Here is a 26,843-nt window from a genome sequence, read left to right as displayed (position 1 = left end):
TCGCACTGTGGTGTCGTGCTCCCTACAATGCGCGCACATGAGCCACCAGGACAACAGCGTCTTCGTCGACGCCTCGGGGCGACGCGGCCGCACGGTGCGGTGGGCGGCGGCCGGGGTGGGCGTCGCGTGCCTCGGCTTCCTCGCCGTCGTCGTCGCCGGATCCTTCGGCGCCGGACCCGCGGGAGGACCGCTGCCCTGGGCGGACGACGAGCAGCGGGACGCCCCCGCCCTCATCCAGCCGGACGCCACCCAGTCCGGCGACTCCGACGGCGCCCCGCAGCGCACGGCCACCCCGAGCGCCGCCCCCCGGACCTCCGACGCCTCCGCCACGGCGACGCCCTCGGCCGCCACGACCCCGTCCCCGACGCCCACGGGCGGCACCGCCGGGACCACGGCGCCCCCCGCCCCGACGGCCGCCCCCGGCGGCGGCACGGGCGGCTCCGACACCGGCGACGGCCCCGGCAAGGCCGACGAGGCGCCCGGGGCCACGAAGCGACCCAAGTGACCGGCGGCGGACCCGACGGCTACGGACACGGCGACCACGGGCACGACGGCCACCGAACCGACGGCTACGGACACGGCGACCACGGGCACGACGGCTACCGAACCGACGGCTACGGACACGGCGGCCACGGGCACGACGGCTACCGAACCGACGGCTACGGACACGGCGGCCACGGGCACGACGACCACCTGCACCACGGGGCCGGACACGGCGGCCACGGATACGGGAACCCGGCGCATCCGGGACCTCAGGACGGCGGGCAGGGATACGGGTCCGGGTACGGCGACGACTACCAGCACGAGGGTCCGGCCCGGCCCGGCGCGGCCCACCCGCAGCCGTACTCGTACCCGCACGCGTACGAGCAGAGCGACCCGTTCGCGGCCCCGGAGCCGTACCCCCCGCACGACACCCCGTACGCCCCGTACACCCCGCGACCGGTGACCGGCGGACAGGCACCGCAGGACGTCCCCGTCGCGCCCGCCCCCGTCGCGCCCGCCCCCGCCGCACCCACCCCGTCCACCCCGACCGGTGCGCCCCGGACTCGGCACGCGCTGCGTCGGGATCCCCGGGCGCACTGGGCGATGCTGTGCCTGATCCTGCTGGTCGCCGCCACCGCGCTCGTCTTCGCCGGTTACGGCCGGCACGAGATAGCCGCGACCGGCGCGCCGCGGGAGCACTGCTCGACGGCGCCCGAGACCCGGGGCGAGGGCCCCGTCGTCCAGGTGGACCGGAACGGGATCGTGCGCAGTGCGGCCCCGCCCGACGGCACGGTGGCGCTGACCTACGACGGCGGGCCGAGCCCGGAGTGGACGCCCCGCCTGCTCGACGTGCTGGCCGCCCGGCACGCGAAGGCGACGTTCTTCCTGACCGGCTCCGAGGCCGCGGCGCACCCCGACCTCGTGCGCCGCATCGTCGCCGACGGGCACGAACTCGGCTCGCACACCTACACCGACGTCGACCTCGCCCAGGTCTCCGACACCCGCGCCGACCTGGAGCTCTCCTTCACCCAGAACGCGCTCGGCGCGAGCACCGGCCTCGGCACCCGACTGCTGCGGCTGCCCCACACCACCGCGCTCACCGCGTTCTGCGAGGACCAGTGGGAGGCCGGCCGCCGGCTCGGGCAGGCCGGCTACGTCCTCGTGGCCGCCGACGGGAAGTCCGTCCTCCAGCTGACCGGCTCCCCGCAGGCCGTCGACGAGACCGAGAAGCTCCTCGCGCACCCCGGCAGCACCCGCCACACCTCCGTCGGCCAGGCCCTCGGCCTCACCGGCACCACGTACCACGTGTCGACGCTCGCCGAATGGAAGGGCGCTGCGTTCGTCCAGGCGCAGAACGGCTCCCGCGCCTTCGCCGACGCCATGACCTGGCTGCTCGTCGTGGCCGGCGTCATCACCGCCGTCCGGCTCGTCCTGCTCCTCGCGGTCGCCCGCGTCCACGTCCGCCGCACCCGGTCCAAGCGCCGCCGCGGAGCACCCCGGCTGCCCCCCGTGACCGAGCCGGTGTCGATCCTCGTCCCCGCCTACAACGAGGAGGCCGGGATCGAGGCGACCGTTCGGTCCCTGCTCGCCTCCACCTACGAGGCGATCCAGGTCGTCGTCATCGACGACGGCTCCACCGACCGCACCTTCGAGATCGCCGAGTCCATCCACGACCCGCGGGTGATGGTGGTGCGCCAGCCCAACGCCGGCAAGGCCGCCGCACTCAACACCGGCCTCGCCTGGGCCCACCACGACATCATCGTGATGATCGACGGCGACACCGTCTTCGAGCCGGACGCCGTCCGTCGCCTGGTCCAGCCGCTCGCCGACCCCCGCGTCGGCGCGGTCAGCGGCAACACCAAGGTCGGCAACCGGCAGGGCGTCCTCGGCCGGTGGCAGCACCTGGAGTACGTGATCGGCTTCAACCTCGACCGGCGCATGTACGACGTCCTGGAGTGCATGCCCACCGTCCCGGGTGCCATCGGCGCCTTCCGCAGGGACGCGCTGGCCGGCGTCGGCGGGGTCAGCGAGGACACCCTCGCCGAGGACACCGACCTCACGATGGCGCTGTGCCGGGCCGGCTGGCGCGTCGTCTACGAGGAGTCCGCCATCGCCTGGACCGAGGCCCCCGCCACGGTCCGGCAGCTGTGGAAGCAGCGCTACCGCTGGTGCTACGGCACCCTCCAGGCGATGTGGAAGCACCGCAGGGCCGTCGTCGAGGGCGGCCAGTCCGGCAAGCTCGGCCGCCGCGGCCTCCTCTACCTCCTGCTCTTCCAGACCGTGCTGCCACTGCTCGCCCCGCTGGTCGACGTCTTCGCCGTCTACGGACTGCTCTTCCAGGACCCCGGCCAGGCCCTGGGCGTATGGCTCGGCTTCACGGCCGTACAGGTCGGCACGGCCGTGTACGCGCTCCGCCTGGACCGCGAGCGCTTCGAGCCGATCTGGACCCTGCCCCTCCAGATCGTCGTCTACCGCCAGCTGATGTACCTGGTCGTCGTCCAGTCCGTGGTCACCGCGCTCCTCGGAAGCCGGCTCCGCTGGCACCGGATGCAGCGCACGGGCACCGCGACCGAGACCCTCGACCGCACGGCCGCCGTGGGACGCTCCACGGCCGGGTAGGTTGGCACGTCATGTGGGTCTTCAGTGCCTCCGGATGCCGGTGGCTGGGTGCGGGTGGGTCGCTCGCGATCGCCGTGGGCGGGTACGCGGCCGGCACCCTTCCGGTCCTCGGCGGCGGTCCCCTGTGGGAGGCGCGCGGCTCCGCGCTCACCGTCGCCGGCGCCCTCCTCGCGTACCTCGGCCTGACCCTGCTCGTCGCCGCCTGGTGGCGGTACGGCGTCCTGCTCGCCCGCGGCACGCGGGACGGGGTGCTCGCCACCCTCGCCTGCTGGACCGCGCCGCTGCTCCTCGCCCCGCCGGTGCACAGCGCGGACGTGTACAGCTACATCGCCCAGGGCGGGATGGTCCTCGAAGGGCACGACGTCTACGGCGCCGGGCCCTCCGTCCTCGCCCCGGGCGACCTCGGCGCGGACGCGGCGGCCAGCGTCGGCGGGAACTGGACCGACACCCCCGCGCCGTACGGGCCCGTCTTCCTCCTCCTTGCCGAAGCCGTGGTCAAGCTGACCGGCGGGGCGATCGTGCCCGCCGTCCTCGGGATGCGGCTCGTCGCCCTCGGCGCGCTCGCCCTGATCGTCTGGGCCGTACGCGGACTCCGGGCCGTCCGCGGACCCGCCGGGGGCGCCGACGGACCCGGCGGTCGGGACGGCGGTTCCGCTGGTCGCGACGGCGGTTCCGGCGGTCGGGACGGCGGTTCCGGCGTGTCCGGTGGTGCGGGCGGGGCGCTGTGGCTGGCCGCGCTCAACCCGCTGCTGCTCGTCCACGTCGTCGGCGGCATGCACAACGACGGCCTGATGATCGGCCTCATGCTGGGCGGGGTGCTGCTCGCCGCACGGGGGCGGTGGGTGGCCGGCTGCGTCCTGATCGGCCTCGCGATGATGGTCAAGTCGCCGGCGGCCCTCGCCCTGCTGTTCGTCGGGGTGATGATCGCGCGCCGGGACGGAGGCGTACGCGGCGTGCTGAAGGGGCTGCTGCTGCCCGGGCTCGTCGCGGGCGCCGTGGCCGCCGGGGCGACCCTCGCGGCCGGGACCGGGTTCGGCTGGCTCGGGACCCAGAGCGTCGCCGGAGCCATCCACACCCCGCTCTCCCTCACCAGCGACCTCGGACTCGCCCTCGGCACGCTCCTCGCCGACGACGCCGACCCGGTCAAGGGCGCCGTGCGGAACCTGGGCCTGCTCGCCGCCCTCGCGATCATCGCGGCGCTCGCCTGGCGGGCCTGGCGCGGCCGGATCGACCCCGTCCTCGGACTCGGCCTCTCCCTCGTCGCCCTCGTCGCGCTCTCGCCGATGGTCCAGCCCTGGTACCTCCTGTGGGGCACCGTCGTCGTCGCCGCGGTCGCCTGGCACAGCCGGGCCGGGCAGCTCCTCGCCGTGCTCTCCGCGGCGCTCGTGTACGAGACGGCGCCGTCCGGGCACACGCCCTGGTACGGGTTCGTGCTGGCGGTCGGAGTGCTGGCGGGGGGCCTCGTGTGGGCGTGGCGGGACCGGTGGCCTGCCGGCGCCCCGTCGGCGGGCGACCCGTACCCGGAGCGCGTCCGGTCCCGCTAGCCTCCGGCAGCATGACGCGTGTCTGGATGCTTCCGGTGTCGGTGCTTCTCTGCGGTGGGCTGATCGCGACGGGTGAGGTCGTCGCGGGCAGCCCTGGCGAAGCCGTTCTCTTCCTCGTGCTGTTCGTGTCGCTCGCGTTCGTGACTTCGCCCCTGGTCTTTCCGAGGTCGGTCGGGGCGGCGGAGGCGGGGCGGCGGGCGGCGCTCGACGGTGCGCCGGTCGTCTACTGGCGGCCTGGGTGTGCGTACTGCCTGCGGTTGAGGTTCCGGCTCGGGGTCCGGGGGCGGCGGGCGCACTGGGTGAACATCTGGCGGGACGCGGAGGGGGCGGCGGCGGTGCGGGAGGCCACCGGCGGGGACGAGACCGTGCCGACCGTGGTCGTGGCGGGGCGGGCCCATGTGAATCCGGATCCCGCTTGGGTGCGGGCGCGGCTGTAGGGGCCGAGGCGCGGAAGCCTGGGCCCGGCAGGGGGCGCCGTCCGTTGTGCCCACCCGTTCCGCCCCGGCGGAACGATGGCCCGCGACGGGGTGGGGTGCAGGACCGCGGCGGGGGTCAGGGGGTGGGGGTTCTTCGGATGGTGCGGCCCGCCAGGACGTCGGTGCGGTGGCCGTCGTCGATGACGAAGCGGCCGTCGATGAGGACGTGGGGGATGCCGGTGGGGAGGGTGCGGGGGGAGGCGTAGGTGGAGCCGGCGGCGACGGTGGCGGGGTCGAAGAGGACGAGGTCGGCGATGTAGTGCTCGCGGACGAGGCCGCGGTCGGGGAGGCGGAGGCGGGCGGCGGGGCGGGAGGTGAGGTGGGCGACGCACTCCTCGAGGGAGAGGACGCCGAGCTCGCGTACGTACCGGCCGAGGTAGTGGGGGAAGGTGCCGTAGGCGCGGGGGTGGGGCTTGAGGCCCTGGAGGATGCCGTCGGAGCCGCCGGTGTGGACCCGGTGGCGCATGATCGCGCGGACGTTCTCCTCGTGGCCGACGTGCTGGAGGATCGTGGTACCGAGCCGGTCGTCGATCAGGAGGCGGCGGGCGGCGGGCCAGTCGTCGACGCGGCGGCCGACGTGTTCGGTCAGGGCGGGGTCGGCGACGCCCGAGATCTCGACGGTGTGCCATTCGACCGGCACGCCGTGGCAGCCGTCCGATCCGGTCTCCTCCAGGTGGCGCCGGATCCGTTCGGCCGCCGTGTCGTCGCGGAGCCGCGCGAGGATCGCCTCCGGGCCGCCTTCGCTCGCCCAGCCGGGGAGGAGGGCGACGAGGGTGGTGCAGCCGGGGGTGTACGGGTAGGTGTCGAGGCTGATGTCGGCGCCCGCGTCGAGGGCCTCGTCGAGGAGGGCGAGGAGCTCGGAGGCCCGACCCCGGTTGACGCCGAAGTTCATGGTGGCGTGGGCCAGGTGGAGCGGGCAGCCGGCCTCGCGGGTGAGGGCGACCATCTCCTGGTACGCGCGCAGCGCACCGGCGCCGTACGAGCGGTGGTGGGGGCAGTAGTAGCCGCCGTACCGGGCCACGACCCGGCACAGTTCGGTGAGTTCGGCGTCCGGCGCGTACATGCCGGGGGTGTAGGTGAGGCCGGAGGACATGCCGACCGCGCCCTGTTCGAGGCCCTCCGCGACGAGCCGGCGCATCCGGTCCAGCTCGGGCTCCGTCGCGGGGCGGTCCTCCCATCCCATGGCGTACATCCGGACCGTGCCCTGGGGGACGAGGTAGGCGGCGTTGACCGCGATCCCCCGGCCCCCGTGGGCGCCGTCGAGGCGGTCCAGGTACTCGCCGACCGTGCGCCAGTCGAGGTCGACGTCGGACCCGTCGCCGTTCCAGCCGGTGATGGCCCGGCGTACCTCCGCGAGCGTGCGGTCGTCGACCGGGGCGTACGACAGGCCGTCCTGGCCCAGGACTTCGAGGGTCACGCCCTGCGCGGCCTTCGCGCTGTGGTCCGGGTCCCGGAGCAGCGCGAGGTCGCTGTGGGCGTGCATGTCGACGAAGCCGGGGGACAGGGCCAGGCCCTCGGCGTCCAGGACGCGGCGGCCGGTGGGGCGCTGGCAGCCGGCCTGCGCGCCCTCCTTGACGATCGCGGCGATCCGGCCGCGGTCGATCGCCACGTCGGCCCGGTAGGACGGTCCGCCGCTGCCGTCGACGACCTCCGCGTCGCGGATGACGAGTTCCATGGGTGGGCTCCCGGCTCCTAGAAGTAGGTGCGGATGAAGTCGACGACCGTGCCGTCTGCCTCGACGAGCGGGATCAGCTGCCACTTGTCGAAGGAGGTGCAGGGGTGCGAGAGGCCCATGCCCACCCAGTCGCCGACCTCCACGTCCGCGCCGGGTTCGGTGTGGAGCCAGGCGTGCTGGTCGGAGAGCTTGGTGACGGTGACGCCCTCGGCGGCGCGGATCGCGCCCGTACGGGCGTCGCGGACGACCTGCGCCTCGGGGAGGTGCAGGTCGTGGGCGGCGTCGCGCTTGCCCGCGTTGGTGAAGGCCTGTTCGGCGGTGGGGCGGGACACGACCTGTGACCAGAGCCTGAACGCGGGCTGCAGCGCGCCCTCTTCGGGAACCCGGTTGAACGGGGTCAGGTTGCGGTACTGGCCGTCGTCGTGCGAGACGTACGCCCCCGATCGCAGCAACTTCAGCGTGGGGACCGACAGTTCGGGCAGCTCGGCGAAGACCTCGGCGACCGCGTCGAACCAGGCGCTGCCGCCCGCGCTCACGATGATCTCCTCGACGGCTCCCTGCGGCCCGCGGAACCGGCCCGCCTTGTCGAACTCGACCGCCAGCGACGTCAGTCGGCGCAGCCAGGCGTCGACCCGCTCGGGCGTGGCGTCGGGCACCTCGCCCTCGTACCCGGCGACACCGACCAGCCGGAGCGTGCCGGTCGCGGCGACCGCGTCGGCGACGGCGGCGCACTCGGCCTCGGTGCGGACGCCGGTACGGGCCCCCTCGCCGGCGCCCAGCTCGACGACGACGTCCACCGGGCGGCCGGCGTCGGCCGCGCGCAGCGCCTCGTCCATCAGCTCGACGCCGCGCACGGAGTCGACGTAGCAGACGAAGCGGAGGTCCGGGTCGGCGTCGAGTTCGGCCGCGAGCCAGCGCAGGGCGACGGCGTCCACGAGCTCGTTGGCGAGGAAGATCCGGGAGACGCCGTGGGTGCGGTAGACCCGGGCCTGGTGGGGCACGGCGGCGGTGATGCCCCAGGCGCCGTGCTCCATCTGCCGGTCGAAGAGCTGCGGGGCCATGGACGTCTTGCCGTGCGGTGCGAAGGCGAGGCCGTGGCGCTCCGCGTACACCTCGAGGAGGCGCAGGTTGTGCTCGACCGACTCCGCGGAGAGGGCGAGGACCGGGGTGGTGAAGCCGCCGGTGAAGAGGTCGCGCCGCTGGGCGGCGAGCTCGCCCACGGTCAGGCCCTCGGCGTCCGGGGGCAGGCCCTTGAAGCGGTCGTCGACGCGTTCGCTCGCCAGGTCGGGCTTCGCGCCCGCCCGGCCGCGCGCGTCCTTCGCACCGTCGCGTGCGTCGTTCACCGCGTCGGACGTCCGGTTCCCGTACAGCGCGTCGCGCGAGTCGTTCACCGCGTCGGGCGACTCGTTCACCGCGTCGGACATGAGCTCCTCCTCGTGGGCGTTGCGCACTCTGCAACAGTCATTGCGCATCTTGCTCGTTGCTGTCTAACATCCGGGCCAAGGCCGGGTCAATGGACCCGTAGGAGACCCGGGGAGCCCGAGAGTGAGTGGACACGCGCCCCCGGAGGTCGTCTGCCTCGGCGAGTCCATGGTCACCTTTCTGCCCTCCCGGCCGGGCCGCCTCGCCGACGTCCCCTCGTTCACCCGCGCCATCGGCGGCGCCGAATCCAACGTCGCCTGCGCCCTCGCCGCCGCCGGTCACCGCACCCGGTGGATCGGCCGGGTCGGCCGCGACGGCTTCGGCGACCACCTCGTCGAGACCATCGGGTCCTACGGCGTCGACGTCACCGCCGTCGCCCGCGACCCGCACCGCCCCACCGGCGTCTACTTCCGCACCGACGAGGACCGGGCAACCGACGCCCACGAGGTCGTCTACTACCGCGCGGGCTCGGCCGCCTCCGCCATGTCGCCCGCCACCGTCCCGTACGACTCCGTCGCCGGCGCCCGCGTCCTCCACCTCACCGGTATCACCGCCGCCCTCTCCGCCGACTGCCTCGACCTCGTCCGCGACCTCACCGCCCCCCGCCCCGGCCGCCCGCTCGTCTCCTTCGACGTCAACCACCGACCGGGCCTCTGGCGCGACGGCAGCGCCCCCGAGGTGCTCCTCGAACTCGCCCGCCGCGCCGACCTGGTGTTCGTCGGGGCGGACGAGGCGAAGGCACTGTGGGGCCTGAAGGACAGCCGGGCCGTCACCGAACTCATCGACGGCCCCGAGACCGTGGTCCTCAAACTCGGCAAGGGCGGCGCCGAGGTCACCGACCGCCGCCCCGAGTCCTTCGCGGACATCGAGGACGCCGACGGCGTGAGTCACCTCGTCCGGCCGCCCCGCGTCGACGTCGTCTCCGCCGTCGGCGCCGGCGACGCCTTCGCCGCCGGATTCCTCTCCGCCACCCTCCGCGACCTCGACATGCGGACCCGGCTCCGGCACGGCCACCTCATGGCCGCCGCCGCCCTCACCGCCCCCGGCGACCTGGCCCGCCCGCCCCGCCGCGCCCACGCGGACCGGCTGGCCGCGCTCGACACCGGCGCCTGGGGGACACTTCACCTCGGCCCCGGCTGGACGGGCCACGACGAGGAGGGCCCCGACCGGACGGGGGACGACCAGGAGGTACGCACGCCATGAGCCAGACCGTCGACCGGGCCCTCAGCATCCTGCCGCTGCTCGCCCAGGGCCCCGCCGACCTCGGGCAGGTCGCCGAGCGGCTCGGCGTCCACAAGTCCACGGCCCTGCGCCTGCTGCGCACCCTCCACGAGCACGGCCTCGTCCACCGGCAGCAGGACCAGCGCTACCGCCTCGGCGCCCGCCTCTTCGCCCTCGCCCAGGAGGCCGTCGAGAACCTCGACATCCGCGAGATCGCCCACCCCTACCTCGCCGCCCTCAACGAGCGCATCGGCCACACCGTGCACCTCGCCGTGTACGAGGAGGGCGAGGTCCTCTACATCGACAAGGTCGAGAGCCGCTACCCGGTCCGCATGTACTCGCGGATCGGCAGACCCGTCGCGATCACCGTCGCCGCCGTCGCCAAGCTGCTCCTCGCCGACCTGCCCGAGGCCGAGCGCCGCGCCGTCGCCGCCAAGCTCGACTACCCCCCGTACACCCCCCGTTCGACCCCGAACGCCGCCGCCTTCCTCAAGGAGCTGGCGACCGTACGCGAACAGGGGTGGGCCACCGACCTCGGCGGCCACGAGGAGTCCATCAACTGCGTCGGCGCCCCCATCCGCGGCGCCGACGGCCGGGTCGTCGCCGCCATGTCGGTCTCGGCGCCCAACGTGGTCGTCACGGCCGAGGAGCTCCTCTCCCTGCTCCCGCAGGTGCGCCGCACCGCGGACGCCATCAGCCGCGAGTACTCCGGCACCGCCCCGACCAAGGAAACAGAGGAACCCACCGCATGACCGAGAAGACCGCGCTCACCCCCGCCACCCACACCGCGCCGCCGGCCAGGTTCTCCCACGGCGTCAGGAAGGGCAACATCCTCCAGGTCGCCGGCCAGGTCGGCTTCCTCCCCGCCGTCGAGGGTCAGGGCCCGGCCGTCGCCGGCCCCACCCTCCGCGAGCAGACCCTCCAGACCTTCGCCAACGTCAAGGCGATCCTGGAGGAGGGCGGCGCGACCTGGGACGACGTCATGATGATGCGCGTCTACCTCACCGACGTCGACCACTTCGCCGAGATGAACGCGATCTACAACCAGTACTTCGAGGACCAGGACCTCAAGGCCCCCGCCGCCGCCCGCACCACCGTCTACGTCGGCCTCCCCGCCGGCCTCCTGATCGAGATCGACGCCCTCGCCGTCCTCGGCTGAGCCGGTCCCCGGGCCCGAGCACGACGGAGCGGGCCGGCCCTCCGGGGCACGGCCCGCATGTCAGGTCGAAGCGGGTTCGGTGCGGTCCGTCGGGGAGTCGTGAACGTCCACGAATTCCGCGTCCAAGAATTCCGCGTCCACGACTTCTCCGTCCGCGTGGTCCGCGTGGTCCGCGCGTGTAGCCCGGTGCGTCGGGTTCGTCAGCTCCAAGCCGGCGAGGTGCTTCTTCAGCCTCTTCGCCATGGGGCGGTAGGTCGCGAAGGTGAGCCCGCCGGAAACGACGGCGCCGACGACGGGGATGGCCTTCGAGACGGTCTTCGCGAAGGTCTGCTTCGTCATCTGAACGCCGAGGTAGCCCGCGACCTTCTTCACGATCGGATAGACGACGCCCTGGGTGAGTGCCTTCTGGGGCAGCTTCTTCGCGATCTCCTTCGACATCATCGATGCGACCTGCCCCACGGCGGCGTTCGCCGACTGGGTGCCGAACATCACGCCGAAGAAGAGCGTGAGGACGCCCTTGGTCGCGTCGTCGACGCCGTCGCCGTCGCCCGAGAAGAGATCGGGCCAGCTGTAGAGATAGGCGAGCTTCTGCGCGATACGCAGCATGTGACCGAAGTACTGGGCCATGTCGGCGGGCACGGTGGCCGGAAGGGCGATGAAACCGGGTATCCCGGCAGCCGCGGAGAGGGCACTGGCCTTGGCGGTCTCGTAGCCGATGGAGTCGTCGGCCGCCCGGTCCAGAACCTCGAGCGGGATACCCGCCGCCGCAGGGCTCTCCTCGACCGCTCGGCGGATGTCCTCCTCGGAGCAGTAGCGCGCCAACGCCTTCCGGAGGTACGCCTCCCTGTTGATGCGCACGCCCGGAAGGCTTGCCGCGCTCGCCAGTACCGCGGAGAAGCGCGACTCCGGGTTCTCCATCACTTTGCTCTTGGCCATGGCCGGAAGCTACAACACCCGGGCGGACGCCGATTCGGGTTCGACAGGATTGCCGCTGCGCGCTCTTGGGGCACGGGGCGTACGTGACGGCGCCGGGGTCGGCGGGACTCCCGCCGACCCCGGTTCGTGCATTCGCTCAGGCCGTGCAGTACTGGGCCTGCTTGCCGATCGAGCGGTACATGCAGTCCGCGTTCTCCAGGAGCTGGAGCACGGCGTCGCGGTTGCGGGAGGTCTCGCGCTCGATGACCTCGTCGGGCGGGTAGAAGCCGCCGTTGAAGGAGGAGGTCGGGTACATCTCGAAGGTGTAGCCGAAGATGCGGTGGGCGCCCCAGAGGTAGTCGTCGATGGAGCCGTCGGTGATGTAGAGGTCGCTGGACTGCTCGGGGGTGTAGCCGTTGCTCGCGGCCATCTTGCCGCCGACGGTGGCGAAGGCGTCGCGGTCGTCCTTGGTCATGCCCGTCGTGGTGTCGGCGCTGGTCCAGCCGAAGGGCCAGAGGACCAGTTCGCTGTAGGTGTGGAAGTCGATGGCCGCGGTGATCTGCTGCTTGCCGCCGACGACGCGGGAGCGGACGAAGTCCGCGACGACCTTGACCTCGGGGGCCGACTCGGGAGCCGCGCCGCGGTAGGTCTCGGAGCTCTTGGAGCCGGAGGAGCCGCCGCAGCAGCCCCACTTGTAGTTCCAGTTCCGGTTGGTGTCGGTGCCGATGTAGGAGGAGCCGGAGTTGGGCTGGCGGTTCTTGCGCCAGCTGCGGTAGGAGCCGGAGGCGATGTCGTACTCGCCGCCGTCGGGGTTGAGGTCCGGGACGATCCAGATCTCGCGGCCGTTGACGGCGTTGGTGATCCTGGTGTCCGTGCCGTAGCCCGCGCCGAGTTCGCGGAGCAGGTAGAGCGCCATCTCGACGGTGAGGTGCTCACGGGCGTGCTGGTGGTGGGTGAAGAGGACCTCGGGCTCGTTCTCGTCGGTGGCGACGTTGTCGCTGATCTTGATGGCGACGATGTCCCTGCCCTGGTACGACTTCCCGATCACCTGCTTGCGCATGATGGACGGGTAGGCGGCGAGGCGCTGGTCGATCTCCGCGTTCGCCTCCGCGTAGTTGTGGTACTTCGCGTCGGCGGAGGGGAAGTCGAGCGGGCCGGCCGTCTTGGCGCCCGCGGTGCCGCGGTCCGGCGGTCCGGGCAGGGCGACCGGCTTGTACCCGAGCGCCTTGAGGTTCGCCAGCTGCACGGTGTTGGCGCTGACGACGACCGAGCGGGCGTCGACCTCGTCGATCGACACGCCGGTGGCGGCGAGGGCGGTGCGGGCGGCCGGGGTGGCGGGTCCGGCGACCTCGTACTGCCGGATCACCTCCTCGGCGCCCGACGCGATGCGGGCGGCGGTGGGTGCCGGGTCGGCCCCGGCGGGCGTCGAGAGGGCGGAGAGGGGCGCCGCGAGGGCGAGCGCCACGAGGGCCGCGAGGGTGGCGGACCTTCTGCCGCGGGTGGGACGTCGCATGCTGTCTCCTGGGTGGGGAGTGTGGGGGAGTGCGACAAACTCGTGCGGGTGTCCGGGGCACATGGTGGGGCTATGTCATGGACCGGTCAAGGTGTCGAGTTCGGCCATACTGTCCCGCGTGGGGACCCTCATCGGTAGATACGTCATCGAACACAAGCTAGGCGAAGGCGGCATGGGCACCGTCTATCTGGCGCGATCGCGCGGCGGGCGCGCCGTCGCCGTCAAAGTCGCGCGGCCGGAACTCGCCTCCGACCCTTCCTTCCGCGCCCGCTTCCGCGCCGAGGTCGCGGCCGCCCGGCAGGTCGGCGGCTTCCACACCGCCCAGGTCGTCGACGCCGACCCCGACGCCGAGGCGCCCTGGCTCGCCACCGCCTACATCCCCGGCCCCACCCTCTCCGGACTCCTCACCGCCGAGGGCCCGATGGGGGAGGACCGGCTGCGCTCGCTCGGCGCCGCGCTCGCCGAGGCCCTGGAGGCCATCCACGCCTGCGGGCTCGTCCACCGCGACCTCAAGCCCGGCAACATCGTGATGGCCCCCGACGGACCCCGCGTCCTCGACTTCGGCATCGCCCGCGCCCTGGAGTCCACCCGGCTCACCGCCACCGGCAACGCCTTCGGCACCCCCGGTTACCTCGCCCCCGAGCAGGCCCTCGGCGAGGAGGTCACGGGCGCCGCCGACGTCTTCGCGCTCGGCGCCGTCCTCGTCGCCGCGACCGGCGGGCGCCCCTTCGGCGAGGGCACCCCGATGGGCCTCATGTACCGGTCCGTGCACGAGGCCCCCGACCTCGCCACCGTCCCCGAGGCCCTCCGCGACCTCGTCGGCCGCTGCCTCGCCAAGAACCCGTACGAACGTCCCACCCCGGACGAGATCCTGGACGCGCTCGGAGACGGCGGCCGGGGGACGGGGATGGGGACGGACCTTGCGTCGCAGGCGGCGTCGCAGGCCGCGGCGGCGGCGGTTCCGGTGCCGGGGCAGGACTCGGTGCCGGTCCAGGTTCCGGGTCAGACGTCGGGTCAGACGCCGGGGCAGGGTCAGACGCCGGTCCAGGCTCAGGCTCAGCCCCCGGTCCAGGTGGCGCCGCCGGTGCAGGCCCCGGCCCAGGCCCCGGCCCAGGCCCCGGCGCCGGGTTGGGGACCGCCGCCCGGGTCCGTACCGCCGCCCGGGTCCCTGGCGCCGTCCGGGCCGGGGACACCGTCCGGAGCTGTGACCCCCGGACCCGTGACCCCCGGACCCGTGACCCCCGGACCCGTACCGCCCCCCGGTTTCGGGCCCGCGCAGCCGCTGGATCCCGGGGTGTTGGGCGTGCAGCACGGGCAGGGGTTCGCCGTGCCGCCTCCGCCGGCCGGGCCGCCGCAGGCCGGGCCCGATTTCGTGGCGGCGGACCGGGCGTCCGGGATCGTGGTGGACGGCGGTGGGGTGCACCTCCAGTTGTACGGCGAGGAGGCGGCGTTCACCTGGGCGGAGATCGTGGGGGTGGAGTACTGGCCGACCCGGCGCGGCCGGGGGCTGCGGGTCGCCGTGTCCCTGGCCCCGCACCTGGGCGGCGGCGTGTACGCCTGCGAGCTCGACGGGCGCCGTGCCGTCCGGGTCGACGAGTGGGCCGCCCGGCTCGCCGCGGTCCTGGCCCATTACCTGCCGCCCCGCTGATCCGCGTACGGGGGAGTGGCGGGTCGGGAAACGGCGACAGCGCCGCCGGGGGAGCGGCGGCGCTGCGCGTGCGGTGCCCTGCCGTTACGGCAGGTTGTGGACGTGCGGGCCGACCGCGTTCGACCAGGCGTTGCCGGCCGTCGCGTCCCAGTTGGTCGACCAGGTCATGGCGCCGCGGAGCGTCGGCCAGGCCTGGGCGGGCTTGAAGGTGCCGCAGCCGGTGAGCTTGGTGAGGCAGTCGAGCGCGTTCTTCACGATCTGCGGGTCGACGTAGCCGCTGCCCGCGCCGCGGGTGGAGGCGGGAACGCCGAGGCCGACCTGCGACGGGGCGAGGCCGCCCTGGATCTGGATGCAGGCGAGCGCGGTGAGGAAGTCCACCGAGCCCTGGCTGTAGACCTTGCCGTCGCAGCCGAGCATCGAACCGCTGTTGTAGTACTGGGTGTTGACGACCGTGAGGATGTCCTTCACGGCGAGCGCGGTCTTGAAGTACTCCGTGCCGGTGGACTGCATGTCGATGGTCTGCGGGGCCATCGTGATGACCAGGCTCGACCCCGCCTTGGCGGAGAGCTGGCGCAGCGCCTTGGAGAGGTACGTGGAGTTGATGCCGTGCTCGAGGTCGATGTCGACGCCGTTGAAGCCGTACTCCTGCATCAGGGCGTACGCGCTGTCGGCGAAGGCGGTCGCGCTCGCGTCGCTGTTGATCGTGACGTTGCCCTTCTCGCCGCCGACGGAGATGATCACGGACTTGCCGGCGGCCTTCTTCGCCGCGACGTCGGCCTTGAAGTCGGCGGCCGAGGCGTAGCCGACGGCCGGGTCGAGGTTGAAGGTGATCTGGCCGGGCGTGGCGGTCGAGTCGGCGAACGAGACGGCGATGATGTCGTACGCCGCCTGGACGTCCCGCAGCTTCTGCTTGGCGGCGCCGTTGTCGAAGTTCTGCCAGTAGCCGGTGACGGCGTGCTTCGGGACGGCGGGGCCGGGGCCCGGGTCCGTGGGCTTGAGGGTGCGCGCGGTCACGGCCGTGGACTTCGCGGACTCGCCCGCCGCGTTGGCCGCGGAGACCTGGAACTGGTACGCGGTGTCGGCGGTGAGTCCGGTGACGGTGGTCGACGTGCCGGTGACCGTCTGCGGGTTGGCCCCGTCCCGGTAGACCTTGTAGCTGGTGGCGCCGGAGACCGCGCCCCAGCTCAGGGCGACGGAGGAGGTGGTGGCCGTGCCGGCGGCGAGACCGGCGGGCGTGGCCGGGACGACCGGGTCGGGGTCCTGACCGCCGCCGCCGTCGGGGCCGTAGACGCTCACGTCGTCCACGAAGTAGGGGGAGGTGCCGTACCAGCCGTGGGTGTAGATCTCCACGGACGTGGTGCTCGCGCCGGTGGTGAAGGTGGTGGTGAGCTGCTTCCAGGAGGGGCTGTCGGGCGTCCAGGTGGAGACGGAGCCGCTGCCCGTCCCGGTGTTGTTCGCACCGAGGTACGCGTAGCCGCCCTGGACCCAGGCGCTCAGCGTGTAGGTCGAGTTGGGCTTGACGGCCACGGTCTGCACGCACTTGGCGTTGTCGAGGCCGGCCGGGGTGGCCTTGAGGGCGCCGGTGCCGGTGCGGACCGGGGAGGAGACGGCGGCGCCGCTTCCGGCGGAACAGGCCCAGTTGACCAGGCCGTTCTCGAATCCGGCGTTCTTGGCGACGTTGACGTCCGCCGCCTGCGCGGTGCCGGCTCCGCCGACGAGGACGAGCCCGGAGCCGACGGCGAGCGCGAGGGCTCCGCCGAGCCAGCGGCGTCCGTACGGGCGGGTGGTGGTGCGGTCCACGTGCATCCTCCGGTGGGGGAGTTGGGGATGTGGAGGTGCCGTACGTCGTCGTACGGAGGATCGCCAGCGGCTCGTACGGGGGTACGAGGCTGTGCGGGAGGTTCGACGGTGGCCACCGCTGACGCAACAAGCTGGTCCAGACCAATCGCGTTGTCAAGACCTCTGGCAGAGCCCGGTGTTCACGGCACCCGCCGCGCCACCGCCGCCGCACCGCCCGTCCGGACACCCGCGCGACGACAAACGCCGGGGTGGGAAGGGCCGACGGCGCCCGGACCCGCCCCCAAATTGAAGGGGGCAGCTTGGCGGATTGTGTGTTCACCACCCCGGGGGACGTGGATAGGCTGCAGAGACGGTCGCACCCTGCGGTGACGCCGTGAACGCGGTAAGTGATCCGCGGCCCCCGGTACTCCGGAGGCCGGAGGGGACGGGGGAGCCAGACGTGCCGACAGCGATCGCGGTCACCGGCGCCGACCTGGTGCTGCCCCCGACCGACCCAGGAACCCCGAACGCCGCCGTCCTCCCCCCGCCCGGAGGGCGCCCGCTCGACGCCTCCGTCGCCGACATGCAGCAACTCCTCGCCCGCTACGGGCACGTCGTCGTCGTCTGCCCCACCGCCGCGCCCGCCGCCGTCGAACAACGGCTCCGCGCCGTCCGCGGCCTGCTCGAAAGCGACCGGATCGCCCTGGTCAGGACCGACCTGCCGCCCCTCGGCGCGGCCGTGCTCGTCCGCCAGCTCCGCCAGCTGGCCGGCTGCGACTTCAGCCCCGGCGTCCTCGCCTCCGCCGCCCGGCTCCTCGCCCACTACATCTACGCCGGCGCCGTCCTCGGCTCCGTCTCCCGGCTCGACCGCGTCCCCGTCAGCCTCGGCTCCCACCTCAAGGGCTGGCTGCCCGGCGCCCACTTCGCCGTCCTCGCCGGACCCACCCCCCAGATCGTGCGCCTCGGCAGCGGGGAAACCCCGCTCGCCGGACCCGAGTTCACCACCGAACTCGTCCTCGCCCGCGGCCAGCTCCAGACCGACTGGCCCACCACCACCCTCGTCCCCCAGTGGCGGATCGGCGGCCCCGTCCACGAAACCCCCCTGCCCGACAGCTCACCCGGCTGGTGGGGAACCCCCAAACTCGTCGAATTCGCCGCCTACCTCCCCGACCTCCCCGTCCTCTACCAACTCGTCTCCTCCGTCCGGCGCGAGACCTGCCACTGGTGCGGCATGGACCTCATCGGCGACCGCTGCGGCTTCTGCGCCGCACCGCTCGCCCCACCGGACCAGGCCCCCCGCGCGGCCGCCCCCGGCAGCCGCGGCCCCGGGGCGCTCACCGGCGGCCGGCCCGCCCACGTACTGGGGCCGGGTGGCCAGTCGCAGGGCGCCCACGCGGTGGGACCGGGCGGTCAGCCGCAGGGCGTCCACGTGGTGGGACCGGGCGGTCAGCCGCCGGGCACCCATGCGCTGGAACCGGGCGGCCAGGCACCGGGCACCCACGCGGTCGGTCCGGCAGGCCGGCCGCCCGGCACCCATGTGGTCGGCCCGGGCGGTCACCCCGGCAGGGCCCTGGGCCCCGGCACGCCCCCCACCCGCGCCCTGCCGTGAACCACGAGCCGCAGGACACCCTCACCCGCCAGCCCCGTCCGTCCGGACCCACGTCTCCGATAGAGGTAGTACGGCCATGAACTCCCGCCAGCGCCGCGGCGTCATCCTGCTGCTGCTGTCCGTCCTGTGCGCCCTCGGCGCCTTCGCCGGCGTGCTCGCCGTCATCAGCGACGTGAACTCGAAGGTGGGGCCCGAGGTCACCGCGTACCGCATTGCGAAGAACGTGAAGCCCTACGCCAACCTCAACGCGAGCCAGTTCGAGAAGATCTCGATGCCGAAGCGCTGGCTCCCGGACACCGCCGTCACCGACCTGCGGCAGATCCAGGGCAAGATCGCCGTCACCGAGCTGCGGGAGGGCTCCCTCCTCCAGGAGGACATGATCGTCGACCGTCCGGCGCTCCAGGAGGGGCAGCAGGAGATCGCCATCATGATCGACGCGGCCACCGGCGTGGCGGGCAAGATCACCGCCGGCGCCACCGTCAACATCTACGCCACCTTCGCCGGCGAGAAGAAGGGCGACCCCGCCCAGTCCCGCATGATCGTCGCCGGCGCCCGCGTCCTCGACGTCGGCAAGCTCACCCCGATCCGCGACCAGTCCGGCAGCACCGGCCGCACCGGAGCCGAAGCCGTCCCCATCAGCTTCGCCCTCTCCACCCTCGACACCCAGCGCGTCGCGTACGCCGAGTCGTTCGCCGAGCACGTACGCCTCGCACTCGTCGCGCCCACCACCGGCGGCGCCCCCGCCGACCAGCGCGACCGCACCTACACGCTCGAAAAGGACAAGTGAGGCCGGTATGACCACCAGGATCCTGCCGGCCGTCGGGGACCCCGACGCGGCCCGGTCCGTCATGACCCTGCTCAGCCAGCTGCCCGACGCCGAACCCGCCCCGCCGGTCACCGACTCCACCCAGCTCGTCGACGCCCTCGCCCGCCTCGCCGCCGTATCCGTCGACGAACTCCCCGAGGTCGTCCTCGTCCACGAGCGGATCGGCCCCGTCCCCGCCCTCGAACTCGTCCGCGAGGTGGCCCTCCGCTTCCCCGCCGTCGGCACCGTCCTCATCAGCGCCGACGCCAGCCCCGTCCTCTTCTCCGCCGCCATGGACTCCGGCGCCCGCGGCCTCGTCACCCTCCCCCTCGGCTACGAGGAACTCGCCAGCCGCGTCCAGGCCGCCGCCCAGTGGTCCACCGGCGTCCGCCGTCACCTCGGCGCCGGAGCCGACCACCCCACAGGCCCCGGCGGCACCGTCGTCACCGTCAGCGGCGCCAAGGGCGGCGTCGGCACCACCGTCACCGCCGTCCAGCTCGCCCTCGCCGCCCGCGCCTCCGGCCGCACCGTCGCCCTCGTCGACATGGACCTCCAGAGCGGCGACATCGCCTCCTATCTCGACGTCCAGTTCCGCCGCTCCGTCGCCGACCTCGCCACCATCGCCGACATCTCCCCCCGTGTCCTCCAGGACGCCGTCTACGTCCACGAGACCGGCATCTCCCTCCTCCTCGCCCCCGCCGAGGGCGAACGCGGCGAAGAAGTCACCGACCGCGCCGCCCGCCAGGTCGTCAGCGCCCTCCGCGGCCGCCACGACGTCGTCGTCCTCGACTGCGGCTCCCGCCTCGACAGCGCCAACGCCGCCGCGATCGAAATGGCCGACACCGCGCTCCTCGTCACCACCCCGGACGTCGTCGCCGTCCGCGCCGCCAAGCGGACCGTACGCATGTGGGAACGCCTCCAGGTCCGCAAGGCCGAGGAGACCGTCACCCTCGTCAACCGCCACCACCGCTCCACCGAGATCCAGCCACCCCTCGTCCAGAAGATCACCGGCACCCGCGTCTCCGGCATCTCCGTCCCCGCCAACTTCAAGGAACTCTCCGCCGTCGTCGACGCCGGCCGCCTCCACGAACTCGACGCCAAATCCACCGTCAAGCAGGCACTCTGGGCCCTCGCCGGCGAACTCGGCCTGGTCGGCGCCCCGGCCGCCGACACCCCCGGCAAGCCCGGAAAGCAGCTCGCCCGCGCCGGCGACCGCGGCTCTCTCGGCCTGCGCCGCCGCACCGGAGGACGCTGAAGCCATGCGGGCCCACCGGGACGACGACAGGAGACGCGATGACCGCGGCCAGGTGGCCGTGGAGTTCCTCGGCATGGTGCCGCTGATCCTGCTCACCCTCGCCCTGCTGTGGCAGGTCGTCCTGGTCGGATACACGTACACGCTGGCGGGGAACGCGGCGGACGAGGCGGCCCGGGCCGCCGCCGTCGGCGACGACTGCGGCGAGGCCGCACTGCGGCACCTCGACGGCGCCTGGGCGAGCGGCGCGACGCCCAGCTGCTCCGAAGGCGACGGCATGGTCACCGCCGTGGTGGAGATCAAGGTCCCCGTACTCGTCCCCGGCGTCGGCGGACTCTTCACCGTACGGGGCAAGGCGGGAGCGATAGCGGAGGACCCCTCCCCATGACACGACGACTCCCCACACGGGCCCGCGACCGCGGCCAGGCCGCCATCGAATACCTCGGCTTCCTCCCCATCCTGCTCCTCGTCGGCCTCGCGGGCCTCCAGCTCGGCATCGCCGCCTACGCCGCCCAGCAGGCGGGCACCGCGGCCCGCGCGGCCGCCCGGGCCGCGAGCGACGACGAGGACGGAACCAGCCCCGGGGCGGCCGCCGAGGCCGCGGTGAGCGGCTGGGTCGCGGAACGCTCCACCGTCTCCTACGACTCGGGCGGCGGCGAGGCCGTCGTCACCGTCACGGTCGACATCCCCTCCGTGGTGCCCTTCTGGGACGGCTTCGGAAGCGTGCAGAAGACCGCCACCATGCCGATGCCCGAGACGCCCCAGGAGGACCTCCCATGAGCCTGCGCTCCCGGATCAACGCCCCCGAGGACAAGGGCGGCGGCGCGGCTGCCAGGGAGGACGGCCACCTGATCGCCGCCTTCCGGGCCAAGCTCCTGGAGGAGATCGACCTCACCGAGATGTCCGCGCTCGCCGCCGCCGAGCGGCGCGCCCGCCTGGAACGCGTCCTCGGGCACATCATCAGCCGCGAGGGCCCGGTCCTCTCCACCGCCGAACGCGCCCAGCTCATCCGCCGGGTCGTCGACGAGGCCCTCGGGCTCGGCGTACTCGAACCGCTCCTCGAAGACGCCTCCATCACCGAGATCATGGTCAACGGCCCCGACCAGATCTTCATCGAACGCGGCGGACGCGTCGAACTCCTCCCGCTCCGCTTCGCCTCCCACGACCAGCTGATGCAGACCATCGAGCGGATCGTGTCGACCGTCAACCGGCGCGTCGACGAGTCGAACCCGATGGTCGACGCCCGCCTCCCCTCCGGCGAGCGCGTCAACGTCATCATCCCGCCGCTCTCCCTCACCGGCGCGACCCTGACCATCCGCCGCTTCCCCCGCGCGTACACGCTCCACGAGATGATCGGCCTCGGCTCGCTCGACGAGCAGATGCTGCTCCTGCTCTCCGGCCTCGTCCAGGCCAAGTTCAACCTGATCGTCTCCGGCGCGACCGGCACCGGGAAGACCACCCTCCTCAACGCCCTCTCCGGACTCGTCCCCGACGGCGAACGCATCATCACCATCGAGGACTCGGCCGAACTCCAGCTCCAGCAGTCCCACGTCATCCGCCTCGAAGCCCGCCCCCCGAACATCGAAGGCCGCGGCGCCGTCTCCATCCGCGACCTCGTCCGCAACTCCCTCCGGATGCGCCCCGACCGGATCATCGTCGGAGAGGTCCGAGGCGGCGAGACCCTCGACATGCTCCAAGCCATGTCCACCGGCCACGACGGCTCCCTCGCCACCGTCCACGCCAACTCCGCCGAGGACGCCCTCATGCGGCTCCAGACCCTCGCCTCGATGTCCGAGGTCAAAGTGCCCTTCGAAGCACTCCGCGACCAGATCAACAGCGCGGTCGACGTCCTCGTCCAGCTCACCCGCCACCCCGACGGCACCCGCCGCATCACCGAGATCTCCGTCCTCGCCTCCCACGGACGCGAGCGCTTCCTCCTCGCCACCATCTGCCGCTTCCAGGCCCAGCCGCTCGCCGCCGACGGGCGCGTGTACGGGCGCTTCACCTATCACCCGCTGCCCCGCCGCGTCGCCGAACGCCTCTACATGGCCGGACAGCCCATCCCTCAGGCGTTCGGCGTCGCCGCCACCGACGCCCACCTGGCCACCCGGGAGGCCGAATGACGACCGCCACGCACCTGCCCACGGGGGAGGCGGGGCGAGTGAACCTCGCGTACTCGTCCGCCGGGGAGGCAGTGCGATGACCGACCCCTTCTGGCTGACCGCGGGCGTGACGCTGCTCGCCTGCGCCCTGGGCATCACCGGCGTCCAGCTGTACGCGAGCGGGGCACGCCGACACGCGGCCCTCGTCGCCCGGCTCGACGAGACGAACGAACCCGAGGCGACGGGCCGCCGCAGACGCCGCTTCCGCGGCATCGACCGGCGGGTCCGGAGGACCACGCTCGGACGGAAACTGGAACTGCGCATCGCGGCCACCGGACTCGACGTCACCCCGGGCGAGTTCACGGTCGCCCTCGCCGCCACCGTCGCCGTCCTCTGGATCGTCGGACAGGCCGCGCTCTCCCCGTTCTTCGGACCCATCTGCGGACTCCTCGGCATCTGGGTCGCCATGGGCTTCCTCAACTGGCAGCGTCAGAAGCGCATCGAGAAGTTCATCAACCAACTCCCCGAACTCTCGCGCATCCTGGCCAACGCCACCCAGGCCGGCCTCGCCCTGCGCATGGCCCTCAGCCTGGCCGCCGACGAACTGGAAGCCCCGGCCGGCGACGAACTGGAGAAAGTCGCCCAACAGCTGGCCGTCGGCACCTCCCTCGACGACGCACTCGGCGAACTCGCCGAACGCCTCCCCTCCCGCGAACTCGTCGTCCTCGTCACCACTCTCGTCCTCGCCAACCGGGCCGGCGGCACCGTCGTCTCCTCCCTGCGCAACCTCACCGAGACCCTGGAAGAACGCAAGGAGACCCGGCGCGAAGTCCGCACCCAGCTCTCCCAGGTGAGCATGACCGCCTACGCCGTGCCCGTCATCGGCGTCGGCTCCCTCCTCCTCATCGACAACATGCAGCCCGGCGCCCTCGACCGCATGACCGGCTCCGGCACCGGACAGGCCGCCGTCATCGCCGCCTTCGCCCTGTACGTCGTCGGCTTCGCCGTCATCCGCCGCTTCTCCAAGATCGACGTATAGGAACGGCCGCCGTGGACCTCCTCCTCGCCCTCCTCGCCGGCCTCGCCGTCGCCGGCGCCTCCTACGGCCTCCGGCTCTACCGTGCCGACGCCCGCCTCCCCGACGACCTCGCACTCGCCCTCGAAGTCGGCGCCACCCGAACCGGCGCCGTCGACTCCGCCGTCGACCGCCTCGGCATGCGCTGGTCGCCCGCCGTCCTCCGCCTCATGGGCCCCAAACGCGTCAACACCGTCCGCCGCCGCATCGACCTCGCCGGCAACCCCGGCGGCCTCACCATCGACCGGTACGGCGCCCGCCGCGCCGTCTACGGCTTCCTCGGCGCCCTCGGCGGCCTCCTCATGCTCAGCAAGGGCTCCTACCTCGTCGCCCTCCTCCTCTTCGCCTTCGGCGCCTTCTGGACCGAAGTCGGCATCTGGTCCGCCGTCCGCATCCGCAAGGACCAGATCGAACGCACCCTCCCCGACTTCCTCGACGTCCTCGCCGTCGTCGTCTCCGCCGGCCTCGGCTTCCGCCAAGCCCTCGAACGCGTCGCCGAGAAGTACGAAGGCCCCTGGGCCGACGAACTCCGCATCACCCTCCGCCAGATGGACATGGGCGTCAGCCGCCGCCAAGCCTTCGACGAACTCCGCCGCCGCAACGACTCGGAGCAAGTCGCCCAGTTCGTCACCGCCCTCCAGCAAGGCGAGGAACTCGGCGCCCCCATCGTCGACACCCTCATCCAGATCGCCAACGACATGCGGCGCACCGACGCCCAGAACGCCCGCCGCAAAGCCGCCAAAGCCGTCCCCAAGGCCACCATGGTCATCACCACCCTCATGGTCCCCGCCACCATGATCCTCCTCGGCGCCGGCCTCTTCCTCGGCACCGGCACCGACTTCGGCTCCGTGACCGGCAAGTGACCCCCAACTCCCCGCCCCCGAACCCCCGTCCCGCCCAGTGACATATTCCGCCGAAACCCCTACGCCTCCGCAACCCGATGTGCCACAGTGCGAACCGAGTGTGAGGGAGGTGCACCGAATGGACCTGATCGCCACAGGCCCCACCCACCATCAGGCCCGCCCCCTGCTCCCGCCCCACCCACCCACCCACACCCATGCGTCTCAACGCGGAGGGGACCACGATGAACGACGCGCTGCTCAAAGCCCTGACGAGGGCGAAGGTAGGACTGACCACCCGTCTGCCGCGGGGCGACCGCGGACAGACGGCGGTGGAGTATCTGGGGATCATCGTCGTGGTGGTGGCGATCGTGGTGGCGATCACCGGCACGGACATCGGGCAGTCGATCAAGGATGCGATCGCCCAGAAGATCACGGAACTCACGGGCGGCGAGTAGGCGCGCTACGTGGGCAGGGTGAAGCGGGGCAGGCGTTCCCCGCATACATCAGTGCAGTAGCGGGCTTGCTGTTCCTTGCGTTCGTCTACTTTGTGGTCGGGCAAGCGGCAGTGAATCGCAGCGACGCCCAGACTGCCGCTGATGCTGCGGCACTTGCTGCCGCACAGGACGCTCGTGATCAGCTCCGACAAGGATGGCTCGACGTAATTCGGGAACCTGAGCGGTGGGGCAGATTCCTTCGGGGAAGAGAGTTCGACGACTTCCCGGCGTGCCAGAAGGCAGTTTCCTTTGCCGCCAGTAACGGTGCAGACGTCTTGGATGGTGCTTGTGTGCGCCTTACCTCGGGACAAGAAGGCTTTGAGGTCACGGTGCAAACGCGGGCAAGCGTCGGCCGGTCCATAGTTCCCGGGACGGAGTCGCGGCGTGCAACGGCTGTGTCGAGAGCGGTGATTGAGCCCAAGTGCACCTTCGTGATGCCGGAAGACCCTGCACTGGAGGAACTCGAACCGGATCCCGATGCCCCAGGTGCGGGAGAGGAGCCAGCGCCTGAGGACGAGACGATCCTTGAGCTCACTTGTGGTGGTGACGTCTGGGTTGTGGAGCCCGACGATCCGATGCTTCCCAGCGCCCCAGATCTCTTCACTGTCCGACTGGCCGGAGACGACGAGTAAAGGAAGCTCGCATTCATGAATGTTCGGTTCGTACGAGGAGGGTTGGCCTCCCTCGCGGTCGCGTCGATTGCCATCCTTGCGGTCGGTTGTGGAGCTGAGGAGAAGCCGAAGGCGGACAAGCCGGCTGGCACGAATGCTTCGACGCAGAAGCCCTCGACGGAGCAAGAGGAGACCACCCAGGCGCCGACTGAAGTGCTGGCTGCCCTCAAGGGGCAGAAGGGGCTTGAGTTGGCCATCAACTTGGTCGAGCGGGATGCGGGTGGGTTCCTCACTGTCAAGGGTGAGCTCAAGAACACCTCCAGCTCTGCGACGATCGTTCCCTCGCGCCTGAGCGGTGACGAGACCGAGGTGGTGAAGCATGGCAATTCCCTAGGCGGGGCCACGCTGGTCGACTCGGTTGGTAAGAAGCGCTACTACGTACTGCGAGATACTGACGGGCGGCCGCTAACGACCTCTGGCCTCTCCAATCTCGGCGCCGGCCGCTCAATCCCCGTGTTCCTGCAATTCCCCGCACCCCCCGCCAACACCACCGAGGTGAGTTTCCAGCTGCCCACCTTCGAACCCGCCACCCTCAAACTCTCCTGAGGCGACGCCATGACGACGACGAAACGACGACTGGTGGCGTGGGCCATGGGGTCCGTGGTGGTGTGGACGATCGCGGTACCGGCGGCGCGGGCGGATGATCCGCCGGGATCGGCGGGTGTCGCGGAGGCGCCGCCGGTGATCGATGCGAACGCGCCGGGGTTGATGCTGCCGGATGGGGCGACGCTCGCGCCGGCGAAGGTGTTGGACATCAAGCAGATCGTGGAGGAGGAGGGCGGGGAGCAGCGGCGGCAGGACACGAACGTGGACGTGACGTTCGCGCTGCAGGCGGAGGTGCTGTTCCCGAAGAACAGCGCGAAGTTGTCGGCGTCGGCGACGGCGCGGATCGGGGCGATCGCCGCCGAGATCAACAAGATGGGGTCGGGGCGGGTCCGGGTGTTCGGGTTCACGGACAACCTGGGGACGTACGAGCACGGGTTGAAGCTCTCGAAGGAGCGGGCGGTCGCGGTGCAGCAGGTGTTGGCGCGGGCGCTTGATCCGGGGACGACGTTCGACATCCGGGGGTACAGCGAGGACTATCCGATCGCGGACAACGGCACGGAGGAGGGGCGGAAGAAGAACCGCCGTGTCGAGGTCTCGTTCCCGAGGACCACGGGCACGGCCCCGTAAGGGCGGCGGGTCGCGGGCCCAGCGGTGACGGGTCGCCGATCCGAAGGCCGGGCCCCGCCCGACCGCCCGGGCTGCCCGCCCCCGCACAGCCCACCCCCACCCTCGGGCCCGCCCCGCCCCCCGTCAAAGGGCCAGCGCCGCCAGGATCGTGGCGGTCATGTGGTCCGGGCGGGTGAAGACCTCGGTGGCGGTGAAGCGGAGGACGCGGCGGATGGTGGGGCAGGTCTGGAGGGCGTTGAAGCGGGTGATGTCGCGTTCGTGGGAGCGGCGGGTGCCGTGGAAGGCGTAGCCCTCGATTTCGACGGCGAGGCCGGCGGCGCGGAAGAGGAAGTCGGGGTGGAGGGGGAGGCCGGCGGGGGTGAGGAG

At 72.5% G+C, this 26,843-nt stretch carries 26 protein-coding genes; 20 read left to right on the top strand and 6 right to left on the bottom strand.

Annotation, left to right across the window (positions count from 1 at the left end; genetic code table 11):
* The first annotated feature begins 37 nt into the window (after window positions 1-37).
* Genes OO54_RS27615 through OO54_RS27600 form a run of 4 tightly spaced genes read left to right on the top strand, consistent with a single transcriptional unit; the run spans window position 38 to window position 5,083 of the window.
* Window positions 38-505: a hypothetical protein gene (locus tag OO54_RS27615; protein ID WP_033207610.1), complete on the top strand. Its 468-nt coding sequence runs from the start codon at window positions 38-40 to the stop codon at window positions 503-505.
* On the top strand, window positions 502-3,102 hold the full coding sequence (locus OO54_RS27610; protein WP_324611697.1) for a bifunctional polysaccharide deacetylase/glycosyltransferase family 2 protein: 2,601 nt from the start codon (window positions 502-504) through the stop codon (window positions 3,100-3,102). The genes OO54_RS27615 and OO54_RS27610 overlap by 4 nt, the downstream gene beginning before the upstream one ends.
* A gap of 11 nt (window positions 3,103-3,113) precedes the next feature.
* On the top strand, window positions 3,114-4,646 hold the full coding sequence (gene mptB, locus OO54_RS27605; protein WP_051787230.1) for a polyprenol phosphomannose-dependent alpha 1,6 mannosyltransferase MptB: 1,533 nt from the start codon (window positions 3,114-3,116) through the stop codon (window positions 4,644-4,646).
* Between the two features lie 11 nt (window positions 4,647-4,657).
* A complete protein-coding gene (locus OO54_RS27600; RefSeq protein ID WP_033207607.1) occupies window positions 4,658-5,083 on the top strand; it encodes a glutaredoxin domain-containing protein in 426 nt (141 codons plus the stop codon).
* A 115-nt stretch (window positions 5,084-5,198) separates the two neighbouring features.
* Here OO54_RS27600 and OO54_RS27595 read toward each other — a convergent pair whose 3' ends face one another.
* Together OO54_RS27595 and OO54_RS27590 are read right to left on the bottom strand one after the other, a co-directional pair.
* On the bottom strand, window positions 5,199-6,797 hold the full coding sequence (locus OO54_RS27595; RefSeq protein ID WP_033207604.1) for an N-acyl-D-amino-acid deacylase family protein: 1,599 nt from the start codon (window positions 6,795-6,797) through the stop codon (window positions 5,199-5,201).
* Window positions 6,798-6,814: 17 nt separating this feature from the next.
* On the bottom strand, window positions 6,815-8,221 hold the full coding sequence (locus OO54_RS27590; protein WP_234439250.1) for an alanine racemase: 1,407 nt from the start codon (window positions 8,219-8,221) through the stop codon (window positions 6,815-6,817).
* A gap of 121 nt (window positions 8,222-8,342) precedes the next feature.
* Here OO54_RS27590 and OO54_RS27585 point away from each other — a divergent pair, with 121 nt between their 5' ends.
* Genes OO54_RS27585 through OO54_RS27575 form a run of 3 tightly spaced genes read left to right on the top strand, consistent with a single transcriptional unit; the run spans window position 8,343 to window position 10,599 of the window.
* A complete protein-coding gene (locus OO54_RS27585; protein WP_033207601.1) occupies window positions 8,343-9,422 on the top strand; it encodes a sugar kinase in 1,080 nt (359 codons plus the stop codon).
* Window positions 9,419-10,192, top strand: coding sequence for an IclR family transcriptional regulator (locus OO54_RS27580; RefSeq protein ID WP_017239833.1), 774 nt, complete (start codon window positions 9,419-9,421; stop codon window positions 10,190-10,192). Before OO54_RS27585 ends, OO54_RS27580 begins: the two co-directional genes overlap by 4 nt.
* Window positions 10,189-10,599, top strand: coding sequence for a RidA family protein (locus tag OO54_RS27575; RefSeq protein ID WP_033207598.1), 411 nt, complete (start codon window positions 10,189-10,191; stop codon window positions 10,597-10,599). The genes OO54_RS27580 and OO54_RS27575 overlap by 4 nt, the downstream gene beginning before the upstream one ends.
* 60 nt (window positions 10,600-10,659) lie before the next feature.
* Here the strand turns inward: OO54_RS27575 and OO54_RS27570 are convergent, their stop codons facing one another.
* Window positions 10,660-11,535, bottom strand: a complete 876-nt coding sequence (locus tag OO54_RS27570; protein ID WP_033207595.1) for a membrane protein — start codon at window positions 11,533-11,535, stop codon at window positions 10,660-10,662.
* Window positions 11,536-11,671: 136 nt separating this feature from the next.
* Window positions 11,672-13,027 (bottom strand): M14 family metallopeptidase, encoded by a 1,356-nt coding sequence (locus OO54_RS27565; RefSeq protein WP_033207592.1) that lies wholly within the window; start codon window positions 13,025-13,027, stop codon window positions 11,672-11,674.
* Window positions 13,028-13,118: 91 nt separating this feature from the next.
* Here OO54_RS27565 and OO54_RS27560 point away from each other — a divergent pair, with 91 nt between their 5' ends.
* On the top strand, window positions 13,119-14,675 hold the full coding sequence (locus OO54_RS27560) for a serine/threonine-protein kinase (RefSeq protein WP_425348023.1): 1,557 nt from the start codon (window positions 13,119-13,121) through the stop codon (window positions 14,673-14,675).
* Between the two features lie 84 nt (window positions 14,676-14,759).
* Here OO54_RS27560 and OO54_RS27555 read toward each other — a convergent pair whose 3' ends face one another.
* Window positions 14,760-16,481: a chitinase gene (locus OO54_RS27555; RefSeq protein WP_200146591.1), complete on the bottom strand. Its 1,722-nt coding sequence runs from the start codon at window positions 16,479-16,481 to the stop codon at window positions 14,760-14,762.
* Window positions 16,482-16,914: 433 nt separating this feature from the next.
* Between OO54_RS27555 and OO54_RS27550 the strand changes: the two genes are divergently transcribed.
* The 12 genes from OO54_RS27550 (at window position 16,915) to OO54_RS27495 (ending at window position 26,477) form a co-directional block, all read left to right on the top strand.
* A complete protein-coding gene (locus OO54_RS27550; RefSeq protein ID WP_033207587.1) occupies window positions 16,915-18,063 on the top strand; it encodes a hypothetical protein in 1,149 nt (382 codons plus the stop codon).
* Between the two features lie 76 nt (window positions 18,064-18,139).
* Window positions 18,140-18,850 carry a Flp pilus assembly protein CpaB gene (gene cpaB, locus OO54_RS27545; RefSeq protein WP_017239839.1) on the top strand — a complete coding sequence of 237 codons (711 nt, stop codon included), beginning with the start codon at window positions 18,140-18,142 and terminating at the stop codon, window positions 18,848-18,850.
* A 7-nt stretch (window positions 18,851-18,857) separates the two neighbouring features.
* Window positions 18,858-20,123 carry a CpaE/TadZ family protein gene (locus OO54_RS27540; RefSeq protein WP_033207584.1) on the top strand — a complete coding sequence of 422 codons (1,266 nt, stop codon included), beginning with the start codon at window positions 18,858-18,860 and terminating at the stop codon, window positions 20,121-20,123.
* Between the two features lie 4 nt (window positions 20,124-20,127).
* Window positions 20,128-20,508 (top strand): TadE/TadG family type IV pilus assembly protein, encoded by a 381-nt coding sequence (locus OO54_RS27535; protein ID WP_017239841.1) that lies wholly within the window; start codon window positions 20,128-20,130, stop codon window positions 20,506-20,508.
* Window positions 20,505-20,900, top strand: a complete 396-nt coding sequence (locus tag OO54_RS27530; RefSeq protein WP_033207581.1) for a TadE/TadG family type IV pilus assembly protein — start codon at window positions 20,505-20,507, stop codon at window positions 20,898-20,900. Before OO54_RS27535 ends, OO54_RS27530 begins: the two co-directional genes overlap by 4 nt.
* Window positions 20,897-22,243 carry a TadA family conjugal transfer-associated ATPase gene (locus OO54_RS27525; RefSeq protein ID WP_033207578.1) on the top strand — a complete coding sequence of 449 codons (1,347 nt, stop codon included), beginning with the start codon at window positions 20,897-20,899 and terminating at the stop codon, window positions 22,241-22,243. The genes OO54_RS27530 and OO54_RS27525 overlap by 4 nt, the downstream gene beginning before the upstream one ends.
* 76 nt (window positions 22,244-22,319) lie before the next feature.
* Window positions 22,320-23,261 (top strand): type II secretion system F family protein, encoded by a 942-nt coding sequence (locus OO54_RS27520; protein ID WP_033207575.1) that lies wholly within the window; start codon window positions 22,320-22,322, stop codon window positions 23,259-23,261.
* An 11-nt stretch (window positions 23,262-23,272) separates the two neighbouring features.
* Window positions 23,273-24,160: a DUF5936 domain-containing protein gene (locus OO54_RS27515; RefSeq protein ID WP_033207572.1), complete on the top strand. Its 888-nt coding sequence runs from the start codon at window positions 23,273-23,275 to the stop codon at window positions 24,158-24,160.
* 221 nt (window positions 24,161-24,381) lie between these two features.
* Window positions 24,382-24,594 carry a Flp family type IVb pilin gene (locus OO54_RS27510; RefSeq protein ID WP_200146590.1) on the top strand — a complete coding sequence of 71 codons (213 nt, stop codon included), beginning with the start codon at window positions 24,382-24,384 and terminating at the stop codon, window positions 24,592-24,594.
* A gap of 47 nt (window positions 24,595-24,641) precedes the next feature.
* Window positions 24,642-25,265 (top strand): pilus assembly protein TadG-related protein, encoded by a 624-nt coding sequence (locus OO54_RS27505; RefSeq protein WP_051787240.1) that lies wholly within the window; start codon window positions 24,642-24,644, stop codon window positions 25,263-25,265.
* A 15-nt stretch (window positions 25,266-25,280) separates the two neighbouring features.
* Entirely contained in the window at window positions 25,281-25,850 is a 570-nt protein-coding gene (locus OO54_RS27500; protein WP_033207569.1) for a hypothetical protein, read from the top strand.
* Window positions 25,851-25,859: 9 nt separating this feature from the next.
* Complete coding sequence (locus tag OO54_RS27495) at window positions 25,860-26,477, top strand: OmpA family protein (protein WP_033207566.1); 618 nt, start codon at window positions 25,860-25,862, stop codon at window positions 26,475-26,477.
* Window positions 26,478-26,600: 123 nt separating this feature from the next.
* Here OO54_RS27495 and OO54_RS27490 read toward each other — a convergent pair.
* A partial coding sequence (locus OO54_RS27490) for a DUF559 domain-containing protein (protein ID WP_157856526.1) occupies window positions 26,601-26,843 on the bottom strand: 243 nt, incomplete at its 5' end.

The organism is Streptomyces wedmorensis (genome assembly GCF_000716445.1).
In the GTDB taxonomy this organism is placed as follows: Bacteria; Actinomycetota; Actinomycetes; order Streptomycetales; family Streptomycetaceae; genus Streptomyces; species Streptomyces wedmorensis.
This window is presented reverse-complemented; position numbering and strand designations above follow the sequence as displayed.